The 24,082-nt window shown below is 49.5% G+C and carries 27 protein-coding genes; 11 read left to right on the top strand and 16 right to left on the bottom strand.

Translation table 11 applies throughout. The features are described 5' to 3' along the window. The first annotated feature begins 237 nt into the window (after window positions 1-237). From AC14M5_RS18160 to AC14M5_RS18120, 9 genes are all read left to right on the top strand, one after another. A complete protein-coding gene (locus AC14M5_RS18160; protein ID WP_484031117.1) occupies window positions 238-609 on the top strand; it encodes a hypothetical protein in 372 nt (123 codons plus the stop codon). A gap of 174 nt (window positions 610-783) precedes the next feature. After that, window positions 784-1,143, top strand: coding sequence for a nucleotidyltransferase domain-containing protein (locus AC14M5_RS18155; protein ID WP_484031116.1), 360 nt, complete (start codon window positions 784-786; stop codon window positions 1,141-1,143). Between the two features lie 18 nt (window positions 1,144-1,161). Next, window positions 1,162-1,767: a hypothetical protein gene (locus AC14M5_RS18150; RefSeq protein WP_484031115.1), complete on the top strand. Its 606-nt coding sequence runs from the start codon at window positions 1,162-1,164 to the stop codon at window positions 1,765-1,767. Between the two features lie 342 nt (window positions 1,768-2,109). Next, on the top strand, window positions 2,110-3,066 hold the full coding sequence (locus AC14M5_RS18145; protein ID WP_484031114.1) for an N-acetyltransferase family protein: 957 nt from the start codon (window positions 2,110-2,112) through the stop codon (window positions 3,064-3,066). Window positions 3,067-3,186: 120 nt separating this feature from the next. After that, window positions 3,187-3,390, top strand: coding sequence for a VOC family protein (locus AC14M5_RS18140; RefSeq protein ID WP_484031113.1), 204 nt, complete (start codon window positions 3,187-3,189; stop codon window positions 3,388-3,390). A gap of 396 nt (window positions 3,391-3,786) precedes the next feature. Further along, on the top strand, window positions 3,787-4,860 hold the full coding sequence (locus tag AC14M5_RS18135; protein WP_484031112.1) for a CPBP family glutamic-type intramembrane protease: 1,074 nt from the start codon (window positions 3,787-3,789) through the stop codon (window positions 4,858-4,860). Window positions 4,861-4,946: 86 nt separating this feature from the next. Then, entirely contained in the window at window positions 4,947-5,588 is a 642-nt protein-coding gene (locus tag AC14M5_RS18130; RefSeq protein WP_484031111.1) for a lysostaphin resistance A-like protein, read from the top strand. Between the two features lie 269 nt (window positions 5,589-5,857). Continuing rightward, window positions 5,858-6,514 carry a transposase gene (locus tag AC14M5_RS18125; protein WP_484031110.1) on the top strand — a complete coding sequence of 219 codons (657 nt, stop codon included), beginning with the start codon at window positions 5,858-5,860 and terminating at the stop codon, window positions 6,512-6,514. A gap of 153 nt (window positions 6,515-6,667) precedes the next feature. After that, entirely contained in the window at window positions 6,668-7,342 is a 675-nt protein-coding gene (locus tag AC14M5_RS18120) for a class I SAM-dependent methyltransferase (protein ID WP_484031109.1), read from the top strand. A 23-nt stretch (window positions 7,343-7,365) separates the two neighbouring features. Here the strand turns inward: AC14M5_RS18120 and AC14M5_RS18115 are convergent, their stop codons facing one another. From AC14M5_RS18115 to AC14M5_RS18040, 16 genes are all read right to left on the bottom strand, one after another. After that, a complete protein-coding gene (locus tag AC14M5_RS18115) occupies window positions 7,366-8,754 on the bottom strand; it encodes an IS110 family RNA-guided transposase (RefSeq protein ID WP_484031108.1) in 1,389 nt (462 codons plus the stop codon). Between the two features lie 427 nt (window positions 8,755-9,181). Continuing rightward, entirely contained in the window at window positions 9,182-9,373 is a 192-nt protein-coding gene (locus tag AC14M5_RS18110) for a hypothetical protein (protein WP_484031107.1), read from the bottom strand. Between the two features lie 240 nt (window positions 9,374-9,613). Beyond that, window positions 9,614-11,920, bottom strand: coding sequence for a LysM peptidoglycan-binding domain-containing protein (locus tag AC14M5_RS18105; protein WP_484031106.1), 2,307 nt, complete (start codon window positions 11,918-11,920; stop codon window positions 9,614-9,616). A 69-nt stretch (window positions 11,921-11,989) separates the two neighbouring features. After that, the gene (locus AC14M5_RS18100; protein ID WP_484031105.1) at window positions 11,990-13,291 is read right to left on the bottom strand and encodes an Ig-like domain-containing protein; all 1,302 of its coding nucleotides are present in this window, start codon (window positions 13,289-13,291) and stop codon (window positions 11,990-11,992) included. A 95-nt stretch (window positions 13,292-13,386) separates the two neighbouring features. Continuing rightward, complete coding sequence (locus AC14M5_RS18095) at window positions 13,387-13,533, bottom strand: hypothetical protein (protein WP_484031104.1); 147 nt, start codon at window positions 13,531-13,533, stop codon at window positions 13,387-13,389. Between the two features lie 30 nt (window positions 13,534-13,563). Continuing rightward, window positions 13,564-14,721 carry a glycoside hydrolase family 5 protein gene (locus AC14M5_RS18090; RefSeq protein ID WP_484031103.1) on the bottom strand — a complete coding sequence of 386 codons (1,158 nt, stop codon included), beginning with the start codon at window positions 14,719-14,721 and terminating at the stop codon, window positions 13,564-13,566. Window positions 14,722-14,762: 41 nt separating this feature from the next. Continuing rightward, complete coding sequence (locus AC14M5_RS18085) at window positions 14,763-15,632, bottom strand: hypothetical protein (RefSeq protein ID WP_484031102.1); 870 nt, start codon at window positions 15,630-15,632, stop codon at window positions 14,763-14,765. Continuing rightward, window positions 15,632-16,036, bottom strand: coding sequence for a hypothetical protein (locus AC14M5_RS18080; protein ID WP_484031101.1), 405 nt, complete (start codon window positions 16,034-16,036; stop codon window positions 15,632-15,634). Before AC14M5_RS18080 ends, AC14M5_RS18085 begins: the two co-directional genes overlap by 1 nt. Before the next feature lie 375 nt (window positions 16,037-16,411). Further along, on the bottom strand, window positions 16,412-16,570 hold the full coding sequence (locus AC14M5_RS18075; protein ID WP_484031100.1) for a hypothetical protein: 159 nt from the start codon (window positions 16,568-16,570) through the stop codon (window positions 16,412-16,414). A gap of 88 nt (window positions 16,571-16,658) precedes the next feature. After that, on the bottom strand, window positions 16,659-16,763 hold the full coding sequence (locus AC14M5_RS18070) for a magnesium chelatase subunit ChlI family protein (protein ID WP_484031099.1): 105 nt from the start codon (window positions 16,761-16,763) through the stop codon (window positions 16,659-16,661). 25 nt (window positions 16,764-16,788) lie between these two features. Beyond that, window positions 16,789-17,001 carry a magnesium chelatase subunit ChlI family protein gene (locus AC14M5_RS18065; RefSeq protein WP_484031098.1) on the bottom strand — a complete coding sequence of 71 codons (213 nt, stop codon included), beginning with the start codon at window positions 16,999-17,001 and terminating at the stop codon, window positions 16,789-16,791. Continuing rightward, entirely contained in the window at window positions 17,002-17,223 is a 222-nt protein-coding gene (locus AC14M5_RS18060; RefSeq protein WP_484031097.1) for a hypothetical protein, read from the bottom strand. 141 nt (window positions 17,224-17,364) lie between these two features. Then, window positions 17,365-18,021, bottom strand: a complete 657-nt coding sequence (locus tag AC14M5_RS18055) for a lysostaphin resistance A-like protein (protein ID WP_484031096.1) — start codon at window positions 18,019-18,021, stop codon at window positions 17,365-17,367. Between the two features lie 15 nt (window positions 18,022-18,036). Beyond that, entirely contained in the window at window positions 18,037-18,219 is a 183-nt protein-coding gene (locus AC14M5_RS18050) for a hypothetical protein (protein WP_484031095.1), read from the bottom strand. A gap of 427 nt (window positions 18,220-18,646) precedes the next feature. Next, complete coding sequence (locus AC14M5_RS18045; protein ID WP_484031094.1) at window positions 18,647-19,324, bottom strand: hypothetical protein; 678 nt, start codon at window positions 19,322-19,324, stop codon at window positions 18,647-18,649. A 68-nt stretch (window positions 19,325-19,392) separates the two neighbouring features. Then, complete coding sequence (locus tag AC14M5_RS18040; RefSeq protein WP_484031093.1) at window positions 19,393-21,618, bottom strand: lamin tail domain-containing protein; 2,226 nt, start codon at window positions 21,616-21,618, stop codon at window positions 19,393-19,395. A 214-nt stretch (window positions 21,619-21,832) separates the two neighbouring features. On the opposite strand from AC14M5_RS18040, the gene AC14M5_RS18035 reads away from it, so the two are divergent. Together AC14M5_RS18035 and AC14M5_RS18030 are read left to right on the top strand one after the other, a co-directional pair. After that, window positions 21,833-23,299 carry an ATP-binding protein gene (locus AC14M5_RS18035; RefSeq protein ID WP_484031092.1) on the top strand — a complete coding sequence of 489 codons (1,467 nt, stop codon included), beginning with the start codon at window positions 21,833-21,835 and terminating at the stop codon, window positions 23,297-23,299. Then, window positions 23,296-23,991, top strand: a complete 696-nt coding sequence (locus AC14M5_RS18030) for a response regulator (RefSeq protein WP_484031091.1) — start codon at window positions 23,296-23,298, stop codon at window positions 23,989-23,991. The genes AC14M5_RS18035 and AC14M5_RS18030 overlap by 4 nt, the downstream gene beginning before the upstream one ends. Window positions 23,992-24,082 lie beyond the last annotated feature (91 nt).

The raw sequence follows: 24,082 nt of genomic DNA, 5'->3' as shown, positions 1-24,082 counted from the left end.
GTCGGAGATCTATTTGAATACAATTGTTCGATTCCATAACATTTGGGGGAAGTTATATTTTCTACCCGTAAAAATTGGTCACAAGCTTGTGGTCAAATCCTTATTAGATAGGTTGACTTAAGTATTTGAAAAGTGAAGAAGATCTTTCAGATCATCAATCTGTACCACTTTTTGGAATTTGACTTATTGATGCTAACAGGCCAAATGCTGAGAAACCTGAAATCAAAGGAGAACAACATGGATAAAAAGCTATGGCTCAAAGCCGCCGCCTATTTTCAGGCTCCTCCGTCACTCCTGGAGAACCGCCTACGGCTTTTTCTTGTCGGAGAGAGAGCCGCACTGATCTTCCTCTTTTTTGGCTTATATGCTTTATCAGGAGCCGGAAGTGTTCGACGCTTGCCTCTGTTACGCCTGGGGCCGGTAGGGATCAGCAGCCTTTACCTTTTGCGCGGGCTATTTTGCATCCTGACCGTGTTAGTCATCCTGAGAGTTTTAGAGGGAGACATCCTGATGCAGGGGGTAATTTCTCACCTGGTATTTTTGTCAGCGGGAATCGCCTATGCGGTAAGGACTGTTTTGAATTGGAGAGAGATGCGCATTCGTAGGTAAATCTTTTCCACACAGCCCAACACAGCCCCGCAGGAGCATAACACAAATCGTTGGGCGCAAAATAGCCCTGTACCTATCCACTTGACCAGTTCTAAACTCTCCTTGTGGCGAGTGAGTTGATGACTCTATGCTGATAAGATTCATGAAAGATGTAAAGCCACAAAAGGTGACCTTATGCATGATATACAACCAATCATTGAGACTTTGAAAAGTGCCATATTGCATAAACTGGGGAATGAGGTGGATCTCATCTTCCAATATGGTTCCCGTATCAAAGGGACAACCCATAAATTTTCGGATGTGGACCTATCCTATACCCCTGTTCACGATTCACCACAGCAAAGCATCACCGTCATGGTGGATGAGACTTTATTCGATTTGTATCCCATGCGCTGGTCGCACCTGGAGCGCATGGCAGAGTTCCGCGACATAAGCTCATCGGTCCTGCTCCAGAACCGGGTCCTCTATTCGCGCAACGAAGAGGTTCTAGCGCGCTTCGATGCACTTGGAGAGCGGTTGCGAACCCTGCAGTAGCCCGCGGCGAAGCCAGAAATGGTATCCCAGGCGCTGGAAATTTTTGAAAGTACCGGCTATGAGTTCTACCTGCTGCAATTGCAGGCCGATATTCCTCACCTGGCCGGCTGCCTCAAACAGGCACAATCCGTTTTCAGGACAGTGCTGCATTGCCTGGCGGTCTGCAACCAGGCTTGTATCGACACCCGTAAGATCGATCAAGTGTTGGCATTGCCCAGACTCCCGACTGGATTTGCGGAATCAGCACAGCGCCTGATTGCTTCATGCGACCCGGGCGAGCTGCTTTCGGCAACCAGAATCCTGCTGGACACCACACGCGAATTTTTGCTCGAAGAACAGCGGCAATTCCTTTGCTCTGAAACGGACTTCCCCACAGTTTTCGATTCAGGTTATCCAGAATTGAAGAGGGACTTACAGGCAGTCATGCTGGCGTGTGAACAGCGGGATCTGTTCTCTCTTAAAGGTTCGCTGCTGTCGCTCCTGCATGAACTCTCTTGTGGTGTGGCGGAAGTGACTACCGGAGTCTCGTATCTTGGCTTCAATGGATTGTCTGAATATGAGCAGAATTTGGTTGAGCTGGGTTTTTCCAGCTTTACTTCCATATCTGAGCGCGGGAGATTTTAATGGTTTATATCAACAGTGCCTGGCATTCGATATGCGCCTGCGGGAATTCCTGATGGAAAGAGAAGTCCCACTCAACAGCTTTGCCACACTGGATGAATTACAGGAACACCTTGCTTCGTTGACGTAGCCATAATATAGAAGTAGAAATGTCTTTAGAGCTTCAACCGATCTATCTTGAGAGATGATTTCTTGCCGGAAGGCAGCCTAATACAACCCGCCTCGCGGGATACCCTACGGGCACGATGTCTGCGACGTGCAGTTAACAGGTCGGGAGTCGCCGCGTTTTTGAGCAACTTTCCGGCATTGAGTTTTCATTAACAAAGGCACAAAGGTTATGCCACCATGCAAATTTCTACATTCCCTAAAGAGTTCATTCCAGAAGCAGCCAAACTCTTCATCGAGAGCTATCAAAAGCAACGTCAGGCAACACCGATCCTTCCCAATTTGATGGAAGACTCAAGCAAAGTGGAGACGATGCTGTCCGACTTGAAAAATACCTGCCCGGGAATTGCTGCAATTGAAGACGGCCGTTTGGTCGGGTACATGGGCTGGTTCCTGGTCAAGAAGTTTCGCGACACAGACCACAAGGGAGCCTACGTTCCAGAATGGGGTCATGCTTGTGTAGAAGAAAACAAGACACATATCTACCGGGCAATGTACCGCGCAGCCGCAGATCAGTGGGCAAAGTTGGGCTGTCAGGTCCATGCGCTGACTCTGCTCGCGTCCGATCATGAAGGCGAAAAGACCTGGTTTTGGAATGGGTTCGGTCTGACCGTAGTGGATGCGATCCGCCCCATGCGCCCGCTTGACGTTCCTTACGCAACCGACCTTCTCATCCGTAAGGCTACCCCACAAGATGCAAACGCACTGGCTGAACTGGATGCCGAACACTGGCGTCATTACACCCAATCGCCTGTGTTCATGACACCTCACACAGGAAAGGATGCTGCTGGAAATATCGAGTTTTTATCGCGCCCCAGGAACAGAGTCTGGCTGGCATTCGACAGCGATGCCCCCGTGGGGTTTATTCGCTATGAAGGTTATGACTTCGATAGTGCTGCCATATTAGAATCCGAAGAGAGAGTTACGATCACAGGTGCCTATATCCGCCCAGCCTATCGTGGCCGCAAGGCAGCCGTTGCGTTGCTGGATGCTGCCTTACGCGATTACCAGTCACGCGGACTCAAATATTGTGCAGTGAATTTTGAATCCTTCAACCCGGAAGCGACTACTTTCTGGATGAAATACTTCGAGCCGGTCTGCTATTCGGTTGTACGAGTTCCGGAGTCCATTGGTTAATGGAGGGAGCATAGCGTGGCATGCTGCGCAAATTACAACCTATCCACTTGGTTAGGGTAATACTCCCCTATGGGCAGGCGAGTCTTTCGTTGGATTTATTCTATGATAAAGGAGAAAAAAATGAGCTTCGTGTCTTCGATCATCGTTGTGGAAGATATTGCCTGTTCTCGAATGCTTTATGAGAACATCCTACATTTGAAAGTCACGGCTAATTTTGGAATCTACAATGCAGGGTTTGAAGGAGGCCTATCATTATATAGAAAAGCGTTCTTCCAAGAATTGATCGGCGGCCAGGTCAATCTCGATAAACACAATCGCTGGTGAGTGGGAAAACTACATAGAAGGCTTGACGCACAACCTGGGGTTAGGGTACCAACCACTGGCTAAGATAGCCGTAGCAGAACCCGAAAAGTACTGTGGCCGATATCAGATACGACTAGAGACGAACTCCATAACCTAGAAATCAGATTCGATGGAACCCATCTCTATTGCCAAGCATTCTGGCCTTATATGAAACTTCTCCCATTGGAAGGTAACAGATTTATCTTTTCATCGTTTCCAGTAAGGCTTACATTTCCGTGGGTCCTATGATTAGGAGATTATGGGGCAAACGCTGCCCAGGATCATGTCGGTTGAAGGCTGATCATGTAGCTGCTCAAAACGGAAACGATGAGTATCAACCAGAAGTCATAAAGCATATAAAGGAAAGAGAGCTTAGATATGGCAGAATTGACTCACTTATCAACGAATCGTAGGGCAATCCGAGACCGGATCGCGGACCATCCAACGCTGGCATTTTTCATCCTGGCATTTGCGATCTCCTGGATTGGTTGGACTTTGAGCGATAAGATCGATTTAGGCCTAGCCAACGGACTTGGCGTTATTGGCTCGGCAGGACCAGCGCTTGCTGCGGTGATTGTGTCAGCCCTCCTGAGACCAGAGCCCTCTGATATGCCGGCTGGTAAACGATGGCGGTTGTTTGGGATCATAGGCGTCCTGGCTATAGCGGTAATGGTTGCTCGAAGGCTATGGGTATCACCGGCATGGTTAGTTGTTGCTGATAGCGTTTATGCAAAGGCTGCTTATCCCAACTTCTGGGCTTTTCTAGTGGATGTTTTAGCTGCAATGGTGATTGCTTTCGTACTCTCAGGAATTTACTCACCCAGACAAGGTGTGAGAGATCTTCTGCACTCGCTCAATCCACGCCGCCCGTCCGTTCGCTGGCATTGGTGGGTAATCGCTGTGGGACTATACCCACTGGTCTTCTTACTCGGAGATACCATTTCGGCGAGGCTTGGAATGACAATGTCAATCGCAACCCGTCCTTGGTCGGTGGTTGCGCTGGATGTGCTGCTCGCGTTCCTCTATTTCCTGATCGGTGGCGGAGGTCTCGAGGAACCCGGCTGGCGCGGTTTTGTCTTGCCTGCATTACAGAAACGCTTTAGCCCGTTGCGTTCAAGTTTGATCCTGGCTGTCTTTTGGACCTTATGGCACTTACCTTTTTTCTGGTGGCTTGGCGACGGTTTACAAGGTGGTGTATTGGGCGTCGTGTTCGCCCTACTCTTGTACTTCTTGACTGACATTGCCCCGTCGGCGATCCTGTTCACGGCAATATTCAATCGCACTGGAGGAAGCTTGCCTATCGTTATCTTGCTGCATGCGTCCATCAATACAACATATAACATGTTCCAGCCCGTGTCTCCACTCGTCTCGATCCTGTGGCTACTATTGGGGCTGGGAATAATGTTATGGATGTGGCGATGCCCACAGACCTTCTCTCCCCACTATGAGTAGCGCTAATAACAACATTGCCGCCCGCAGGATGGCGTTCGCGAACGCATACCGTTGGGGCACTCTGTTTCGTTGCGGAAAGGAAGTTAATGAATAGCCAAACGAAGAGACTATTGATCTCGCCAATCTTGCTTTTGGCCGCGCTATTGGTGATTGCACTCGCACTTGGAAAACTGATTGGTGTGTGGGTTTGGGTTCCAATCTGCCTCGTGTATTGGACGTCCATGGCAACGATTAGTTATCGAATCGCGGGCAAAGAAGGCGTCTGTCGGATGTTCGCTTCTCCAAAGGGCAATGTGATCTGGCCCATTCTAACGCTGGTTCTTGCACTTGCTTTGGTGCCAATACAATTAATCCCAAACCTTCACGTATTCTCACAATGGTGGGTTCTTTTACTCACAATAATCGTTGCTCTGTGTAATTCCTTCATTGAAGAAATCTATTGGAGAGGGATATTTGCTGATTTTGTGACTGGAATTCCAATAGGGATAAAAATGACAATCTCGTCAGTCTTCTTCTCATTAATTCATTTATCACTGGCCGTCAATTCCATTGCAGGCAGATATCCACCGCTGTATTTGAGCCTGATCATGTTGGGAATTCTTTGGAGCATAACTTACTATAAAACAAAGAGTTTGCGCTGGCCCGTGCTAACTCACTTCATGATCGACATATTTACGTTGAGTGTGCCAGTATTTCTGAATATTTACATTCCTCTTGGGATGGGGTAGTTGCAGCAAACATGGACAACCCTGGCTTGCACCTGGTACTTGGCTTGCATTCTATCAATTGCCCAACACGGCCTCGCGGGATACCCTACGGGCACAACCCTGGCACTGGCCGCCAGGACATGTGTGTCTTTGACGTACACCCGATCACGCCCCGCTGGTGCATGTGGCTATGGCGACAGTCTTCGACAAGGTGCACGGGTAACGCCAGCCGTTGAAACTGTCGAAAAAGTGGGAAAATGACATAACGCAAAAGAAGTTTGGAGGAGACAATGGTCAGATACAAACCATACAAGTACGACCAAATAGTCATGGTTCCCATTTTGTTTCAAAACCAACTCGAGCCTGGCACACTTGAACACACCATCAACGAACTGGTCGAACACCACATTGATCTTTCGGTCTTCAAAGCGCGTTACCAGAACGACAACAGCGGCGCCAGAGCGATCCATCCCAAACTGTTACTGAAGGTGATCCTGTTTGCGTATTCGAGGGGAATGATCAGTTCGCGGCAGATCGAACGGGCTTGTGGTGAGAACATCCTCTTCATGGCTCTCAGCGGCGGCTACCGTCCAGACCACAGCACCCTGTCCCATTTTGTCTCTTCCATGCAAAAGGAGATCGAGAGTGTCTTTGGAAACATCCTGCTGGTCTGCAATGAACTGGATCTATTAGGCGGGACACATTTCAGTCTGGATGGTGTCAAGCTGCCATCCAACGCTTCCAAGGAATGGAGTGGACCTTTCAAAGAGCTACAGAAAAAACGGGACAAGCTACAGGTGAAACTCCAAGAGGTGATCAAGGAACATATTCGTCAAGATGGGTTGTCGAGTTCTGAGACGGAAAGACACCAACAACAAGAAAAGCGATTGCTCCATCAGGTGCAACGCTTGGTGGAAATTGTTTGCTCTGGTACACAATATTGGTAAAATCCATCATTATGGGCAGACCCAATCAATGAAAATGATGGAAGGTTTGGAATGACAGCTCTCTAACTGAGGTTTAAACTCTTGTATGGAAGCATCATTTGATCGTCCCAAAACAGTTTTTCGACAGTCTTGTTGGGCGGCAAAAGAGAAAATATGAAAAATAAGACAAAAAATGCATACGATAGATGGGCGGAAAACTATGATAACGACAAAAATCCTCACACAACTGTTGAGCATAAATATGTATTAAAAGCGATTGATGCAAAACCACATGAAATAATTTTAGATGCTGCTTGTGGAACAGGGAAATATGCAGTTGAGTTTTTTCGTAAAGGTGCAACTGTATATGGAATTGATATATCCCAAAAAATGATAAATGTTGCTAAATCGAAAAACAACAAAATACATTACAAAGTATCAGATCTAAATAGGAAACTAGAATATCCCTCAAAATATTTTAATAAAATCAATTGTGCCCAGGCCATCAAACACATATCGACCGATAATATCAAGAATTTATTCAAGGAATTTTCAAGAATTATTAATGATGATGGTGTTATAGTGTTTTCAGTAACTCATCCTGATATGGATTGGACAGATTTTGAAACAAAAACGAAAGTAACAGTCGATTTAAGACAAGAATCAAACATATTCCATCATAAATTCAAAGACTATTTTGATGCGTTTAAATATGCTGGATTAACAATTGCTGATATTATTCAAGTCCCGATTGGGAATGAAATTAGATCTATGTTGACCAATAGATCCTATAGAATTGTAAAAGGAAGATACGAAGTCATTGTATTTAAATTGAAAAAAACCGCCTAACACAGCGTGCTCAGAAACAGATGTTATGTAGGCGCGGTTGCTAACTGAAAACCAAATTTTGCCGCTCTCTTTTCCAAATATTTAATCTGCCGGTCACGATATCGTTTTTCATATTCAGACACATTCAAAGGCTCATACTCTTCTTGATACTTTAACATGCGATAAACCTCCCGCGCAATCAAATGAGCCGTGGCTACGGTTGCTTGCGCCGGTCCCAAACGAGATTTCATCCGACGATAAAAAGCCCCAAAGACGCAATCTGCTCGCATTACTGAAACGGTAGCAAGCCGAAATGCCTGCCCTGCACGATTTCTTGTCTTCAAGGTGCGACTCACCAAAATTTTGCCACCTGAAATTTCATTTTTCGGAGCCAAGCCTAGCCAGGAACAGAAATGCTTTTCATTGGGGAATTTACTCATATCTGTCCCAATCTCGGTTAGGATGGTTTGGGCAAGGGGAACGCTAATCCCATGTACTGCCACAAGGTCAACCCCACAAATACGTTTTAAATGGATTCGAATCTTTTCTCCATCCTTCGGAGCGTTTTTTGCAAGGCGTTTACGTGGAAGATGGTGAGATGTAAACTGCTCATGAACTTCATGGTCTTTCCAATCTGGACGAATTGCACCGTAGTTTTTTTCGATTTGGATATCACAGGTTGAGATCTTTTCAGTATAGAAATCATAAAGCCCTAAGGACTGCTCTAGTACGAAGAGATGCTCTTGTCGCCATGTGCCCGTTAAAGCCTTGGCAATTTCGTTTTCATCTTTCTTACAGCGATGATTACGCATAGCAGCCAACTTGTTCGGATCGCGTTCCCCGTTCACAATCGCCCGAATAATACGAAATCCAGTCTCGCCCGTTATATCTGTCAGAACTTGCGATAACTGGAGGTTCATTTGCAATAAAGCCTTTTGCATATGAAGAATATGAGGGGCACGATGTTCAAGTAAACGTGCACGATGACGGAGTAAAGTGCGAAGAGCAATCAAATCAGATTCTGGACGAAAAGACCCGGCTAACAGCCCATAGGCGTGCAAGGTTTGGATCCATTGCGCATCTATCACATCACTCTTTCGACCGGGAACACGCCGTAATGAGTTTGAACTAATCAAAAGGCAATTGAATTTTTGAGATTCCAAAACTTCAAACAATGGTATCCAATAGACTCCCGTGCTTTCCATTGCCACTGTATAAATATTATGTTCGCCTAACCATTTTGCAATGGCATACAAGTCTGCTGTGTAATTGCCAAAACTACGCACAAGTTGTGTATTCCCTGGACCAGGAACACAGACTATGATTTCATGTGCGCCAATATCGATGCCAGTAGAATTTCGGTTTACCATGTTCATCCCTTGAAAAGGACGAGCTTCTTCTAACGAAGGATTGGGTTTGCTTAACCTGCTCATAATTTTCTCCTTTTATGAATAAGGCAGGCTCGGTCACTTGGGTTAAAATAACGTGCTCATCGGGGTCGTGTCTGACACGCCACCAGTGGATAAATCATTGCGACCGACAACCAAGGTTCTCAACGGGAGTAGACTCACCATTGCTTTGTACGGCTTATGGCCTGCCAAGATTCAGTATAATGAAATCCAGACACACTACAACACCTCCCTGTTTCTTGTGTGAAAAATGATGGCGACATCATGCGAGGGTTCTCAGAAACAACATCTACAAGAACCGCCCTGAGATCATCGTCAGACAGCGCAATCGAAAAGAATTCAGGCTGATCTCTGCGGGTGACGCTAAAAATCAACAAAATTCTTGTGAACCATGAAACCAAAGCAAGACGTTCTCGTTTTGAGGACGCCTCTTTCTATACATGTGTCGTTATTACACTACTGGAACGAGTTGAAAGCCGAGCTTCCTAGCTTTCTTTTTCATGTATTTAATTTGTTGTTCTTTGTATTTCTGCTCATACTCCTCCAAACTGATCTGTTTGTACTCCACTTTGTATTTCAACATCCGATACGCCACGCGTGCAATCGCGTGTGCGGTCGCCACGGTGGCTTGCGCTTTGTCCAACCGTGATTTCAAACGCCGATAGAGCGAGCCGAAGACACAATCCGCTTTCTTCCTGACAGGAATAGATCTTGGGTTTGATTAGACATAGAGCGATTACTGACGAATCTCTTCTAGTACATACGCGATGGCTTGCTCAGGTGCCAGGATACTGACAACCATAACCAGTGCATTCAAACCGATGACAGGTTTTCGTTACATAAGACCCTTCCAGAGTTAAAAAGAACATCGTCCCTTCGATACTCAAAATCCCTCTGCGGGAGGCGTATCCCTGCATGTGTTGGGATATACCGAAAAAGTAAAAGAGAGAGTGGATTTGGCATCATCGGTGATCGAAGCGCCTGTAGTGACTAGCATATAGCATGGCCACACTTGATTACTTCTCCACTCCTCACCGCTCTGAGGATAATAAGCACCCAAGGGATGTTCGGCGAATGTGGCAAACAGATCGTCGGGGTTATCATCGTGATCCCAGAAGCGTGCGCGAATCCAGATGCCGCCGATATCCTCGCCCGGCGCGAGGGGAATGGTGATGATATACGGCTCGGGTCCATAAATTTGTTTATAAAAATCGCCTGTGATATCGGGGAATTTTTTCGTCCCGCAATCCATGGGCATGAAGAAATTTCCGCCCCAAAAAGAACGTGTCACCTCGCGGACAGAGATTTGAAAATAGGCTTCGAGCGAATCACACGCGGTGGGTCCACTGGGCCAACCGTCATCCGTCCATTTGAGGTATATGTCATTAAAGCTCACCCGCAGGTACACTTGACATGACGGCAGGTCGTATTGAACCGGCGGACTTAGGTTCGATAGCACCGACCCAACCCGCACGGCAACCTGCCAGCGCACCGACTTACCACATTCGCCGGGCAGTTGAACCACACTTTCAGGATAAGTTGGCGAGTGCGAGTCGTAAGGTCTGCCATTTAGGAAGACGATGAAAGCATCTGCTTTCTTCGGGTCGCCGTCCCACTTCCATCGCAATAATTTGACGGGTGGGTAGGTACTAGCCGCCCACGGATCACTGGGAGGGGGTTCTTCGCGCAGGTCATATGGTGCTGGCAAGGTCGGATCGGTGGAACCGACCTGTGCGAGATGCCAGGTTGTTTGCGGCTTGATGGATAGACCGATTTGATAACCGCTTCCTTGTAATGTTTGTTTGTTCCCGTTCCAGGTATCTTGGGCGAACCTGCCATTGAAGGGACCGAGTTCACTCAATGAATCCCCTGACCATCCCAGACACTTCCCAGTTATATCTACCGCTCCATCCGAAGGGACAGGTATGGAGAATTCTTCCAAGTAGTAACTCCCCTGATACTTGCCACCCTGCAATAGAATGAATTCACTCTCCATAAGGGGAACGCGCACTTCGGACTTGTCTTCAAGCGAGACATAACAGTACATCTGATCGATGTTTCCGCTGGTAGTGATGTCATGCAGGGTGATTCTCAAATCAGTGGCTGTGATGGGAGAGCACCCGGAAATATACGGAATGTATACCCAGACAATATTGCTCGGTTGCACACCAGAGGCATTTGCAGATGACACCCATAGACTGACAACCCCGCCCACAGGCGGCTGAAATTCGTACCAGACCGGTCCCTTGCCGGGGAAGCCTTTCAAGAACGCATAAGGCACGGGGAATGCCGTGTTGTTGTAGTTCTCTGCACTTGGCGCGACAATATAAACAAAATAAATTTCAGTATCGGAGTTGTCGTCCCACCGCAGCGTGATCTTGCAGTTTTTCGCTTCTGCCTGCAGACCGGTTGGCGCAGTGGGCGGCGTGGTTGTGTATTCGGGGAGAAATCCATTCGGATTCATACCGGGCAGATTAGGCGACCGGTCAGAGGAAATTTGGAGCATGGGGACATTGGGAATTTCGACGGTTGCACCCCCAGTCGGAGGAACTGATCCGGCAGGGTTGGCAGGCGGCTCATCCTCAGGAAGAAGCGGCACTTTAATCAACGTCCCAGGCTGAGGCTGGTTTTCCGTGGTGGGATTCAAGGTTTGCAAGGCTTCAAGGCTGACAGCGTGGATATTTGCAATATCCTGCAAGGTTTCCCCCTCCTGCATTGTCACCGCCAGAAATGACTCAGCCGCTTTCGGTTCACCATTAAAGGTGAGCGGGGTGCTTTGACCGATGACTCCGTTTACATCCACAGCACGCACAAAAAGCATATGAGGTCCTTCCGAGGGAATAAGCAGCCCGAAGTTCGAGTAAAAAGGGGATTGCCCTCCATCAGAATCTTTCTCGTCGCTGTATTGGGTTTCCTTTAATTCTCCATCCAGCCACAATTCCATACGGGCTATTGGATTTATCCCCATGGCGGTCGCCGATACGCTGATATGACTCCCTGCGGGCGCGGATGTGCCTGCGGGCGGATCGGTCACCACGACAGTGGGCGGGGCGTGCTGCTCACGGATCTGCCTTTGCTTAGTTGATGAGTAATCCGTCACCAAGAAAGCCCAAACTGCTATCGCTACCAAAACCCCCACTAACAAAATCAAGAAAGCCCCTGACGTACCGCATCCAGATCGGGTCTTCACGACAACCTCCTTGCACATCGGTTGCAGGGGCGAGTGTTTTGCCAGAGTTACAACCCATGGCAGCCGTTTTTATTCGACACAAGCAACCGATAGGATTACAGGTCCCGCTTGAGCGCCGTTCCCGGCGTTATCCCAAGCTTGGAAAATAATGGAGTAATCGCCTATCTCATCAAAGGGACCCAGCGTTGCTTCATAGTGATCTGCGCCAAATAGAGTCAGTTCCACTTCCCCGTAACCCGGAATGCGCGCAACTACACGGCTCATACCGCCCGCATCGCTTACATCTGCGCCGACCAGCGTGGTAGATGGTCCTCCGCATCCATCCACTTGAATCGGGGAGGAATCAACAAAAATATTTGCAATATCGGGCGGTGTTTCATCCCCTGAAGATTCGGTAGGCGATTCTGTCAGTGGGGCAACTTCAACAACCTGCACCGATTCAAGATTCCCTGCAATCTGCCCAGTAATTACCGAAACCCAGCAAGGCGAACTATCACCTAGTTTCCTCACGAAGAGCCATGTGTTTTCTGCGTTGCGCCCCTCGATGATTACGGTCTCTCCCTGCAATAAAGTATCGTCCGCCTCATACGCCGTTCCCGGCCCGAAGCGGCAATTGGCGTTTTGATCGAGAGTGAATGTGGGACCTGTCGCCTCTGCGATGCAAAAACTCCATGGATCAGAAGCAGGTCCGTTCACATCCGGCACGTATGCCATCACGCGCCAGTAATAGCATTTGTCAGCAGGCAGGGGCCATTGTCGGCTGGTTTCGTTGTAATCGGATGTGCCGAATCCCCAGCCAGTGTCCGAGAATGAAGAGTCTTCGGAAATATCAATTCGATAGCTGTGCGGATGGCAGGTCGTATCGGGGTAGGACCAGGCTAACAACGGGTCCGAACTGATCATGCTCCCATCGACAGGTGAAAGGAGTACTGGAGCTATCAGTGACTCGGATAAACACTGTTGCAATGCCGGAGCGGGCGTCGGCGTTTCGGTCGCCAAGCCTGCCCCGCCCACGACAATTTGCACGCTGGTTGGAGACCCCAAGTTGCCCTGGTTATCAACCGCCTGGGCAAGGATAATGTAGTTGCCTGGGTTGGATGGCGTCCACTCAATGCTGGCGTCACCTAGGCGATTGCCGCCAGTGGAAACTTCCTGTATAAGCACATCGGAGACGAAAAACTGGATTCCCGCCACCCCATCTTCATCGGAAGCATGTGCCTGTATCGTGAGTGCTGTTAATGGAACTTGATCTTCATCCAAGGGTTGGTCTATCCAGGTCCTCGGTCCCTGCGATTCAAAAGGCATGTTGCAGGCAGTCAGAAACAAGGTCGCAGCAAACAATCTGATGAAGCGATGAATGCGTCGTGACATGATATACCTCGAATCAATTTTCTACATCATCCGCCAGCTTGAACGCCATAATGCCTGGGAGGGTTGTTCCATCGTTGTCATGTGCATGGACATAATCACTCACCTGCGCTGATGAATGTAATCTGAGAGGGTCGGATTGTGTTCTGTGCCCAGTTGTCAACGATCACTTCCATTAGCTCGTTTGGCACTTCCTCGGTGAGGTTATCCATGTTGGGCCCGAGCCGATACTCAAACTCCTGCATGGCTCCATAACGCAACACGAATGCCGGAGTCTAAGACCATAGTGCATGATTGATTCCCAGATCTTCGAATAATCCCATTACATTGTTCAAATATACTGCCGCACCTGGCTCGAAGCGCGTCACGCCGTATTCGTTGACAGCCACAGGCACACTATGAGTGGACCGAAACTCAATCGCCAGATCGAACAAACTTTCGAGCCAATCTCGATCAAAACTATCTATTACACCATCCCAATCCAAGTCCAGTTCTCCAGGATAAGTGATGGGCAGTTCGCCCTGATCAGTTGGATACTGGTGTGTGTAATCTTGCGGGCTATATTGATGAAAGGCGTAGATGGTGTGTGGATCGTCCGTAGGTTCCAGATATGGGAGCCAATCCACCATGCCGAAACTCATCGCGCTGACCAGGATCGGTGTGTCGGGATCGACTTCCCGGATCGCCTCTACGATTCGCGAGTAGAACTGGTTCCAATCATAAAGAGTGCCTGCCTGAGCGGGATAAAAATCAGGAGCCCAGTACGTGTCAAAAAAGATTGCACTGGCGTTCGGTTCGACCATAAGATCATAGCCGACAACAATATCGTTATCCCGATAGCGCTCGGCTGTATATTTCCACATCTCTGCCCATGCGTCCTGTGCTGACTGGTCTTCCCACACCGAGTCATTCAAATGGCTTTGTCCGAACGGATCGTCTTCGCCAACGCCTATGGAAGTGAACTCGCTGCGCCCCGGTCCGGTTCGGAAACTAATCACGGCAAACATATCTGCCTGGGCGATCATCTCCAGCAGCTTGTCCAGATTGGCTTGACTGCTTTCATTCAGCTCAAAGGGCGGTCCTTCATTGAATAAGCCGGCATGGGAAATATTGACATAGTTTGCTCCCAACGCTGCGAGTTGGTCGAAGTCCTCCTGTACAAACGGAGGACCTACCGGTTCCTCACCATACTGTTCGGGGTCGTCCCATCCCTCATAGATCAGCCGTTCATGAATGTTCATGCCGAGTAACATTGTCTCGCCGGAAGACCATAGATCCCATTTCGTCATCTCGATTTTCTCTTCAACAGTCAGTATGACAGGGCGCTGGGTCGGTGACTCGCTATCTACCACGAGAGGTGTAAACTGCTCTTCGGGATTGCATGCTATAGCTAATAGGGCCCAGACGATAAGTAATATCCGTGCTCGTTTCATTGTTCAATTCCTTCAATCTTTGCGCTTTACCAGCCAACTTATTAGGATTGGTCAAGCCAATCCGGAGGCAGGCTTATCATAAACATCTCAACTTCTTCTGTGCCCGAACGCCCCCAATTGGATGTGAACAGGATGCGTGTGAAATCACGGTTCACAGTGGCTTGGGGCTCAGCCCAGTAGTCGTGCTCTTGATTCGTATCGACGAGGGAATGTGTATGTGCGAGGCGCACGACCCGCCCCTTGGGTTTCAACTCGATGGTAAATATCTGGTCATCCATCCAGGTGTAGGAGGCGGGATCGCCGTCATGTGTTGAAATGATCACCCAGCCTGGCAGGGAGGAGGCGCGCCCGGAAATATGCAAGCCAATGGGTGTATGGCTGAAATCAATTGACCATAAAGGCGTGATCTCGCCGCTGGAAAGGTCAAGCATCGAAATATTGTCGGTATCGATATCCTGATAAACAAGTACCTCACGGTTCTGCGTGTCAATTGCTGTATCGGAGTGACCGATGATCCGGAGCAAGCCGTGCCCATTTTTGAGATCACGGTCGTAGACCATCAAGCCACAGGGTCGTTCCTCCGTCCCCAGTTGATCGTACTCGCAGTATTTGTCCATGTAGGCGAGGAAGTAATTCCCCAATGGGCTGATCGTGACCGAATCGATCTCACGCGCATCGTCGGGCCAGTTCCGCAGATCGAGGCTTGAAATGACGCGATTCTCCTGCAAGTCGTAAACTAGGTAGGCTGTTGTAAGCCAGTTTTCATCTTCCGCCATCAAGCCCCAGTAGCGGCCGTCGAAAGACGGACTGCCTTCATAACGCGTCCACACCGCGCTCAGGTTTTGGTCGGGGAGATCATCTTGGAAATCGTGAATCGCGACCTGTTCACCGCTCTGAATGCGATACGCCATCAAATGTGTCTCGCTGAAGTAGTAAATGAGATCGGGTCAGTGGCGCTCCAGCGCGGATCAACCTCGATTGGGATTTGACCGAGAGGATTCAACGTCAGTGCATCATATAAATACCATGTGCCCGATATCCCTCGTACAAGGATGCGGTTTTCATCCGCATTGAATGCTTGAACACGCGAGTATTCATTCTTCATCCCGTTCGAGTTATCGCCTTCAACAGGGTCAGAAGTTCGATCCGTCACCCGCACTACACAGGAACCAAAGACCGGGTCGCGAAACGCCGCACGGGGCGCAGGTTCGGGTAGAGAAGGCTCGGGGAAGATATCGAATCGGGTAACAAGGGCAGACTGAGGGTCCGCACAAAGAGGCGTGGGAGGAATTGTTGTCAACTCAACGGGGGGCATCGATGGATTCACTTGTATCCGGTTGTGGCAGCCTTGCACAAGCTGTTGTTACAAGCAAAGCCATGACAAGAAATCGAAAACATCTCCCCCAGGGTTTTGGATATGCGTGAACGGGATACATGCTCCTCCATTGGATAGACAACACTCCTGTTCGATACGCAGAACAGGATTACAAGGAGTTCACGATTCTATTTTGATGAGTTTCCAAGGAGAGGGTTGCTACTGCCTCTCATCCCACCATACCGTTAAACGCATTTCTCGGCTTCTTGAATAAACTATACAGCATTCCGCATTCGTTTTCAATCCTTTCTCCCAAAATGCATTTTGTGATCTTGCCCGTACGGGTGGTCATGCCACTATTGTGAACACGCATTCCTAACCCGGCATACCCCACCAAGTATCTCGGTTCTGCAAATCGACGATATATCCCTGACCACTACCAAATGCGGAGATCAATTCAGATGGATTCTTCTGTCCCTGAATGGAAAACGCTGCCAATTGCAAACCAGTGATCCAGCCTTCGGTGCGATCCATTAATATTTGAACGTTCTCTTGGTGCAATTCTTTCAATAGAGGTTTAAATACCCCATCATGATTTTTGGACGATATTGCAGCGCCTCCGTCAGATGTGCAGACTCGATTTCATCACTCCTGCCAGATCTGCAATTGTCCGCGCGAGCTTGAGGATACGATGATAGGCACGTGCCGACAGATTGAGTTGTGTCATGCACAGCACGATGTCGCTGCACGCATCAAATGCTGACCTTCATCCTGCACTTGCAAAATTGCCGCACCTCCCCGATGCGCATGTCTGCGTTGCATAGTACATCAGTAGATTGGGTAGTGGTAAATCGGTGGTGTTGAACGTCTCTTGCAGTTTGCACACGCTGTCGAATAGATTGGCTTGATTCGCCGCGTGACTTGGCTCCCAAAATGGAGATGCCGAGTTTTTTGGATAATTCCACCTAGCTCAACCCCTGATACTCCGCCAGGAGTAATGCCTCGCGGTAAGGTTCGGGCAGGCTGTCAATTGTTTCTTTTAGTGAACCTGCCAGGCTGGTTTCTGCGTCGTATTCTGGGAGGTTGGATTCTGCCTGTAAATCGGCAGGCAGTTCAACGGTCTCGCGGTGAGCGCGATAAGAGTCGATGATCCGATTACACGCGATTTGGTAAATCCAGCTCTCCATTTTTTCGGGCGGCGGCAAGCAACACAAATGGTTATGGACGCACAGAAGACATCCTGCAAGAAGTCTTCTGATTCGTTATCGTCGGAAACGCGGCTGCGAATGAATGCCAGCAGGCGACTGCATTATTGTTCCCAGATGGATTCAAGATTGGAGGAGGGCATCGTTTTCACGTGGTTGGGATGCGACAGGTTGTTCAATTGCTGGGACAGGCAATCGTTTTATCCACACCAGCCAAGCGATGAACAATGTCATTGGAATCCAACCTGCCAAACCGAGAGCGGCGGCGCCCAGAGCAGTATCGAAGCCAGGCTTCAGGAAAAAGATAGACAACCCAGGTGCAGCGTTGAAGGCTCCGTGCGCCAGTGCCGCCACCCAGGGACTGCGTGTATTCAGGTACAGCCACGCGATAATCGTGCCAAGCAGAGTGCAGCCCACGATCATTATCAGCACGCCCAGATACGGATGTTGCGGGAAGTTGTAGCCGTGAAACAGGGTGGTGGGCGCGTGCCAGAATCCCCAGATCGCGCCGCTGATGAGGATGGCTTTCCATTGACCAAGGGGCATGAGCTTTGGTAAAAGGAATCCGCGCCAGCTGAGTTCCTCGCCCAACGTAAAGAGAACATTGATTAAGGGAGCCACGAGCACGGCAAATGCCAGTTGAATCGCGACCAACACTTCGACGGAGGGGAGACCCATTGCCGCTGGAGCTTTGGCTAACGCCTCGCGCATCATGGTCAGATTTGGGTCGAATGTGCCCGTGTGAATCAGCAGGGTCACGCCGAGCGTGGCAAGCGTCATCAGCGGAGGCAGGAACTAGGCTGCAAGATAAAAACGTTTGGGACCGAGCGTGTTCAAGCGCAGAGTCTTGAACGGCTGTTTCTCCACAAACAACGTGGTGGCGATAGCGGCAATGCCTGGCGCCCACATCGCCAGCGCAAAACAAACCTGCATTGAGATGGGGTAGATGTTCGGGTCATTTTTGAATGCCAACGGCACAGTGAAAAATATCCAGGCGAGGCTAAAGCTATCGGGCCAATTTTTTAGAAGCCTTTGGGCTCAGTGTAGACCTCACGGTTACTAAAATACACTGACCACGCGGCTCCCAAAATTGGTTTCCCCGTGTGGTCTCCGATCCGAAATTTTTATTCTTAGTTCGGGTCCGTGAGGTTGGAGGTTCAAATCCTCTCACCCCGACAGATAAAGCAAAAGCACGTAAGACTCCCAACCCGAGGGAGTCTTTTTTTATTAATGCAACGTCAATAATGGATAAGGGAATGTGTCATGCTGAGCGCCGCTTTTCAGGCGCGAAGCATCTCGTGATTTACTTTCGAGACCCTTCAGTCGCTGAAAGCGCTCCTTCACATCGTCCCGATGTCCTTCGGGAGGGTGACACAACGGCCTATTTTTTTATCCATTATTTACGTTAATCGGATTTTCTTGCCGGGCAGTTGTTCAGGCCGCAGGACTCTATAGATAGTTTCCGACAATACCGCGGCCAGGCATTCAGCGCACTGGCAAGCAGGGGATGAAACTCGTCAGCCATCATGCCAAATAAGCGGGCGGTCTTTCTTTGAGGGGCTGGAAGTTTTACAGTGAGAGCTTCCCAGCCTTGCAGGGTTACACCGCCTATTCGATGAACCAGATCCAGCCAACGAGCGGAGATGATCGGCCCGGCCAGGACAGGAAAGGTTGTATGATTTTTTTGGAGATAGCTTTGTAAAATCTGGGCGTTGTCATCGTTGGCCTTGAACAGATCGCGCCATAAACCTTTATAACGTCCCTGCACGCCGCGGCAAATCTGCCACCAGACACGGGCGATATGTTGCGGGCCGGGGATGTGTCTCTCTTGCATGACCGCCCATACCTGAGCAGATGATTCATATGCCACCCGTGATGGATCCAATAACCAATGGTCGTGAATAGCTATGAGTGCGGACCAGCGTTCCAAGCTGATGAAATTTACATCCAATACCACACCGAATGTCAAAACATTCAGCCGCTGCTCGGCATCTTCAATAATGCTCACAGACCGAGCCGTTTCATGCTGGCCGCACAGGCCCAGCGGATGATTGTTGAAAGCCTGAACAAGATGTGAGGACAAAACCATATATCCCTTTATAAACAAAACGAGGGAGGCAAGCGCCTCCCTCGTTTTGTTAAGAACATCTATTATTGATTAGGCAAACCCTTGGTGGCAGTGCAGTTGGACGTCCACGTGCCGCCGTTTGGAAGGCGGCAATATGAAAGATCGTAACTTGTGCTGCCATACGTATACGTGTCGTAAAGGGTGGTGCCGTCTGTGCCCAGCAGGCGAACGTCATCGCCTGTATTGTTCAGGAAGTTGGACATTTCCATGAAGTAATAAGCGCCAGGCGCGAGAATGGTATCGGCTGGGATTTGCTTCGGCGCACCACCGGCATTCAACAGATCGTCGATCCACATACCGCTGATGTTTAGATAATCACCGGTTAGGTTGTAAAGCTCGACCCATTCCGTAGTGAAGAGAGTTTGCGGCGCAGGCAGGAACTCATTCAATAAAACTTCACCAACTACCGGTGTGCGGGGATTGCCCGGTCCGCCAGCGGGGTCTGTCGCCACATATGGATCACCATGGACTGTATAGTTGATGCCATCGGTGACTTGAACCATCACATTCCCATTTGCGATGACAGAATCATAGTAATTGCGGGTGGGGTCGCCCATTTGCGTCAGATAACGCATGGTGCCGTTGTTGTATAGACGGTCGATCACGGTCTGGTCGGGATGTCCGTAGCTGTTGGTGCTACCTGAACTGAAGATGGCCGCGTCCGGGTTGAGTGTGCCCACATAATTGGCGTTGGTTGAATGTGATGAGCCGTGATGGTTGACCCAGATCACTTCCACTTCCTGGCCGATGCGAGCGGCAACATTGGTTTCGACATCGTTATAGGTATAGCCAAACTCGCTGGTGGCGTATTCGCCATCGGTGTCGCCACCAGCTACGAAATCAAATTTGCCCCAGTTGAGCCAGAGAGTTATCGAATAATCATTTTCGGAAGTAGGCAGTACATCCGCTGTATGGTCACCTGCCACAGGCGTGACCCCATCCACCTGCATCACACCTTGTGCATCCACCTGTACTACTTTGACCGTTACGCCACTAGCCAGGCCCAGGTCAATTTGTGTGGTGGAATTAATTTGAGCGAACTGGCGAATGCCTCCGCCAATGGTGGCAGGATTGTCCACCCAGCAGACCCAGTTGCGGCCGGTACCGGATATCGTTCCGGCATTGTGCCAGACGATTTCCAAATCGGGATCACAGATGCCATCAGTATTCGAGTCCACCCATTCGCCACCATCGCGGTCTATCAACACATCTGCGGTAATGCCTTGTTGTTCGAGCAGCGACCAGATGCCGCCATAGCCGGCATAACCCATGTGATCCAGATGCCAATGTGAAGGCATGACATAATCCAGATGGCTGCTGCCGGTGATGCGGCGAATTTCACTGGCTACCCAGGTTGCACCCTGATTGGTGTTCCAATTGGATTCATAGACGCCGATCAACAGAGTTTTGCCTGTTGGGCCAATGATGAGTTGCGACTCACCCTGACCGACATTCAACACATGGATTTCGAGTGTGCCGGGTGTCCATGTGCCGGGAGGCAGGGGCGGATTATTGGTGCTGCCCTGAGTGGGGCTACATTCAATTGCGCTCCAACTACTGCCGTCGGGCTTGCGGCACCAACTCATATCGGTTGTGGCTGAAGCGTAAGTATAGGCATCGTAGACAGTGCTTCCATCATCGTCTAAGAAGCGCACGTCATCGCCGGTGTTGTTCAAAAAACTGCTGAAGGTCATCACATAATAACCACCTGCGCTGATGGTAGTATCGGGCGGAATTTGCTTGGGCGCGCCGCCTCCGGCATTAATATCATCGATCCACATGGAACTGATATCTAGTGTCTCTGTCGTGGTATTGTATAGTTCCACCCATTCACTGGTTTGAACAGTGCCATTTGCGGCGACGAACTCATTGATCAGAACCTCACCGATGACTGGCGGGCGTGGGCCACTGCTATTGGATACCGTTACATTCACACTGGTTGTACCCGAGCCATCGGTATAGCGGGCGGACACTGTGTGTGGGCCATTGCTAAATAAGGTGGTATCCCAACTATACGACCAGTTCTTACCTCCGCTGGTTGCCTGCCATGTGCCTCCATCAATGGATACCTGGGTGGCAGCTCCGGCACCGGTTCCAGTGACAAGGTAAAGCCCGCTGACCACTTCGCCGTTGATCGGTGTTTTGATAACAACGGGCTTGGCTGCCAGGGCAACACTGGAGGTAAGCAGAATCATGACCAACGCAATGGTCAGCGCTCTGCCCCAAATTGAACGATTTATAATGTGCATGATTGTCTCCTCTTCTGATATGGAATTAAAAAAAGCGACCAGCCAGATATATCTAGGCTGATCGCTGTGTGAATTAAGTGGGGAGCATATTGGAAATCGGACAGAATGAATTGCTGTGTTCTAACAAGTAGTTTGTCCTTATAACAGTTTAATTAGAAACGATAATGCCCATTCTACCATATACAGAATTATCTTCAATATCCAAAAAGGTATAATGAACTCCATCATGCGAAGTTCATCTTTTATCTCGCGTTTCTCTCAATACATTCTTGCTTTTGGATTCATCGCATTCATCACGGCGATTTTTTTTGTCCTGCGTGGCACGCTTGATACAACCCTGGTTGCGCTTTTGTATTTAATTCCACTCGGTTTGATCACCGCTTACTGGGGACTCGGGCCCGGCGTTACCAGCGCGCTGCTCACGTTTCTGGGGTTCAATTATTTTTTCATCCAGCCGTATTACACATTCACCGTCCATAGACCCACTGATGTTGTGGTGTTGGTTGTATTTCTGATCGTGGCAGTTGTCATCAGTCAACTGGTGGCACGTGCGCAAGCGGGCCTCGCCGCGGCAACGGCGCGTGAACGCGAAGCTACACAGCTTTACGAACTCAGCACTGCGCTGGCAGGCCTGCATGACGATCACACCATTGCACAAATCCTTGCGAAACAGGTACAGGAAGTCTCGCAGGGTGAAGCAGTGGAACTCAATATCTCAGGGCCACAACCCTTTGTTTTTCGCCTGCCTGAATCGAACACGCCGCCTCGTTCACCAGAATGGGTTGTCCTCATACAAGTGGCTCGCGGAGTTCTCGGGGAGATTCGGCTCTGGAGAGCCGCACCAGCTATTTCGTCCAGTGAGAAGCGGTTGTTGCAGACCTTTGCCAGCCAGGGTGCGCTGGCGCTCGAAAGGGCGCGGCTCGCGCAGGCAGAGTCCCGTGCTCGAGTCCTCGAAGAAAGCGACAAGTTGAAGTCTGCCATATTGTCTTCGGTTTCGCACGAATTGCGGACGCCGCTTTCAACCATCAAAGCCGCGGCCTCCAGTTTGAGAAGCAACCAGGTTGGTTGGGATTCCCCAGTGCGCCCCGAATTGATCGCTGCGATTGATGATGAGGCCGACCATTTGAACATGCTGGTTGGAAACCTGTTGGATATGTCGCGCATTGAATCGGGCGTGCTCAAGCCAAAGCGTGAATGGAATATTTTGCCTGAGATCGTTGGGAGCGTACTGGCACGCATGAAGCATTTGGCGGGTGAACATCAACTCGAAGTGGATGTCCCTGAAAGCCTGCCGCTCGTACCCGTGGATTATGTGCAGATGGAACAGGTCTTTACGAATTTGGTGAGCAATAGCGTGAAGTATGCGCCAGAGAAAACCGTGATCCGCGTGCGTGCATTTGTGGAGGACGAGTCAATCCATGTGACGGTTAGTAACCAGGGGCCGCAAGTGCCACAAGAACATCTCGAACAAATCTTCGATAAATTTTTCCGCATCACTGCCGCAGATCGAGTTACTGGTACGGGATTGGGGCTTTCCATTTGCAAGGGCATCATCGAGGCACACGGCGGAAGAATTTGGGCGGAGAATATACCCGATGGCCTCGCTTTTAATTTCACTTTACCGTTGATTTGGGAAGGCGCATCGCCTCCCAAACTTCCAATGGATACGGAGACCGAATGAACAACGCGCCGCACATCCTTGTGATCGATGATGAATTACAAATTCAACGTGCGATCCGTACCATTCTTACTGAAAAGGGATTCCGAGTTACTGCTGCGAGTCGCGGCGAGGAGGGTCTCACACTCGCTGCCACGAATGAACCCGATATCATCATCCTTGATTTAGGTCTGCCAGATATGGATGGAGTTGAAGTCTGTACCCGCTTGCGTGAGTGGACGCAATGCCCGATCATCATTCTCTCGGTGCGCGATAGTGAACGCGATAAAGTGGCCGCGCTCGATAAAGGCGCGGATGATTACCTGACGAAACCATTTGGCATCGAAGAGTTGTTGGCGCGCGTGCGTGTGGCGTTACGTCATTCCACAAGCAGGCAGGGGACGCCGAGCAAGGTCATCCATGCTGGCTCGCTCACAATTGACCTGGCATGGCACATCGTCAAACGCGGCGATGAGGAAATTAAGTTAACTGCCACAGAATATAAATTGCTTTCTTATCTCGCATCCAATCACGGACGCGTGCTCACACACCAAAGCATTCTCACGAATGTTTGGGATCCTGCCGATGCCAATCACACCGAATACCTGCGTGTCTATATGCGCCAGCTTCGCAAGAAACTGGAAGTTGACCCCGAACGCCCGCAATTTATTCTCACCGAACCTGGAATTGGTTATCGCTTTATTGCGGATGAATAGATCGGAGTCCAACGTCTCCTGACGTTGGATGTTGGATAATGCCTTTCCAAAGTCTGGAGACTTTGGACTCCATAATATAAGTCACTGAATC

This window comes from Candidatus Villigracilis sp., from assembly GCF_057083605.1.
This window is presented reverse-complemented; position numbering and strand designations above follow the sequence as displayed.

Excerpts from the sequence above, each read along its gene's own strand:
- AC14M5_RS18160 (WP_484031117.1), top strand. The coding sequence starts at position 238 with ATGGATAAAAAGCTATGGCTCAAAGCCGCCGCCTATTTTCAGGCTCCT.
- AC14M5_RS18155 (WP_484031116.1), top strand. The coding sequence starts at position 784 with ATGCATGATATACAACCAATCATTGAGACTTTGAAAAGTGCCATATTG.
- AC14M5_RS18150 (WP_484031115.1), top strand. The coding sequence starts at position 1,162 with ATGGTATCCCAGGCGCTGGAAATTTTTGAAAGTACCGGCTATGAGTTC.
- AC14M5_RS18145 (WP_484031114.1), top strand. The coding sequence starts at position 2,110 with ATGCAAATTTCTACATTCCCTAAAGAGTTCATTCCAGAAGCAGCCAAA.
- AC14M5_RS18140 (WP_484031113.1), top strand. The coding sequence starts at position 3,187 with ATGAGCTTCGTGTCTTCGATCATCGTTGTGGAAGATATTGCCTGTTCT.
- AC14M5_RS18135 (WP_484031112.1), top strand. The coding sequence starts at position 3,787 with ATGGCAGAATTGACTCACTTATCAACGAATCGTAGGGCAATCCGAGAC.
- AC14M5_RS18130 (WP_484031111.1), top strand. The coding sequence starts at position 4,947 with ATGAATAGCCAAACGAAGAGACTATTGATCTCGCCAATCTTGCTTTTG.
- AC14M5_RS18125 (WP_484031110.1), top strand. The coding sequence starts at position 5,858 with ATGGTCAGATACAAACCATACAAGTACGACCAAATAGTCATGGTTCCC.
- AC14M5_RS18120 (WP_484031109.1), top strand. The coding sequence starts at position 6,668 with ATGAAAAATAAGACAAAAAATGCATACGATAGATGGGCGGAAAACTAT.
- AC14M5_RS18115 (WP_484031108.1), bottom strand. The coding sequence starts at position 8,754 with ATGAGCAGGTTAAGCAAACCCAATCCTTCGTTAGAAGAAGCTCGTCCT.
- AC14M5_RS18100 (WP_484031105.1), bottom strand. The coding sequence starts at position 13,291 with ATGTCACGACGCATTCATCGCTTCATCAGATTGTTTGCTGCGACCTTG.
- AC14M5_RS18095 (WP_484031104.1), bottom strand. The coding sequence starts at position 13,533 with ATGCAGGAGTTTGAGTATCGGCTCGGGCCCAACATGGATAACCTCACC.
- AC14M5_RS18090 (WP_484031103.1), bottom strand. The coding sequence starts at position 14,721 with ATGAAACGAGCACGGATATTACTTATCGTCTGGGCCCTATTAGCTATA.
- AC14M5_RS18085 (WP_484031102.1), bottom strand. The coding sequence starts at position 15,632 with ATGGCGTATCGCATTCAGAGCGGTGAACAGGTCGCGATTCACGATTTC.
- AC14M5_RS18080 (WP_484031101.1), bottom strand. The coding sequence starts at position 16,036 with ATGCCCCCCGTTGAGTTGACAACAATTCCTCCCACGCCTCTTTGTGCG.
- AC14M5_RS18075 (WP_484031100.1), bottom strand. The coding sequence starts at position 16,570 with ATGGATCGCACCGAAGGCTGGATCACTGGTTTGCAATTGGCAGCGTTT.
- AC14M5_RS18070 (WP_484031099.1), bottom strand. The coding sequence starts at position 16,763 with ATGACACAACTCAATCTGTCGGCACGTGCCTATCATCGTATCCTCAAG.
- AC14M5_RS18060 (WP_484031097.1), bottom strand. The coding sequence starts at position 17,223 with ATGGAGAGCTGGATTTACCAAATCGCGTGTAATCGGATCATCGACTCT.
- AC14M5_RS18055 (WP_484031096.1), bottom strand. The coding sequence starts at position 18,021 with ATGACGCTTGCCACGCTCGGCGTGACCCTGCTGATTCACACGGGCACA.
- AC14M5_RS18040 (WP_484031093.1), bottom strand. The coding sequence starts at position 21,618 with ATGCACATTATAAATCGTTCAATTTGGGGCAGAGCGCTGACCATTGCG.
- AC14M5_RS18035 (WP_484031092.1), top strand. The coding sequence starts at position 21,833 with ATGAACTCCATCATGCGAAGTTCATCTTTTATCTCGCGTTTCTCTCAA.
- AC14M5_RS18030 (WP_484031091.1), top strand. The coding sequence starts at position 23,296 with ATGAACAACGCGCCGCACATCCTTGTGATCGATGATGAATTACAAATT.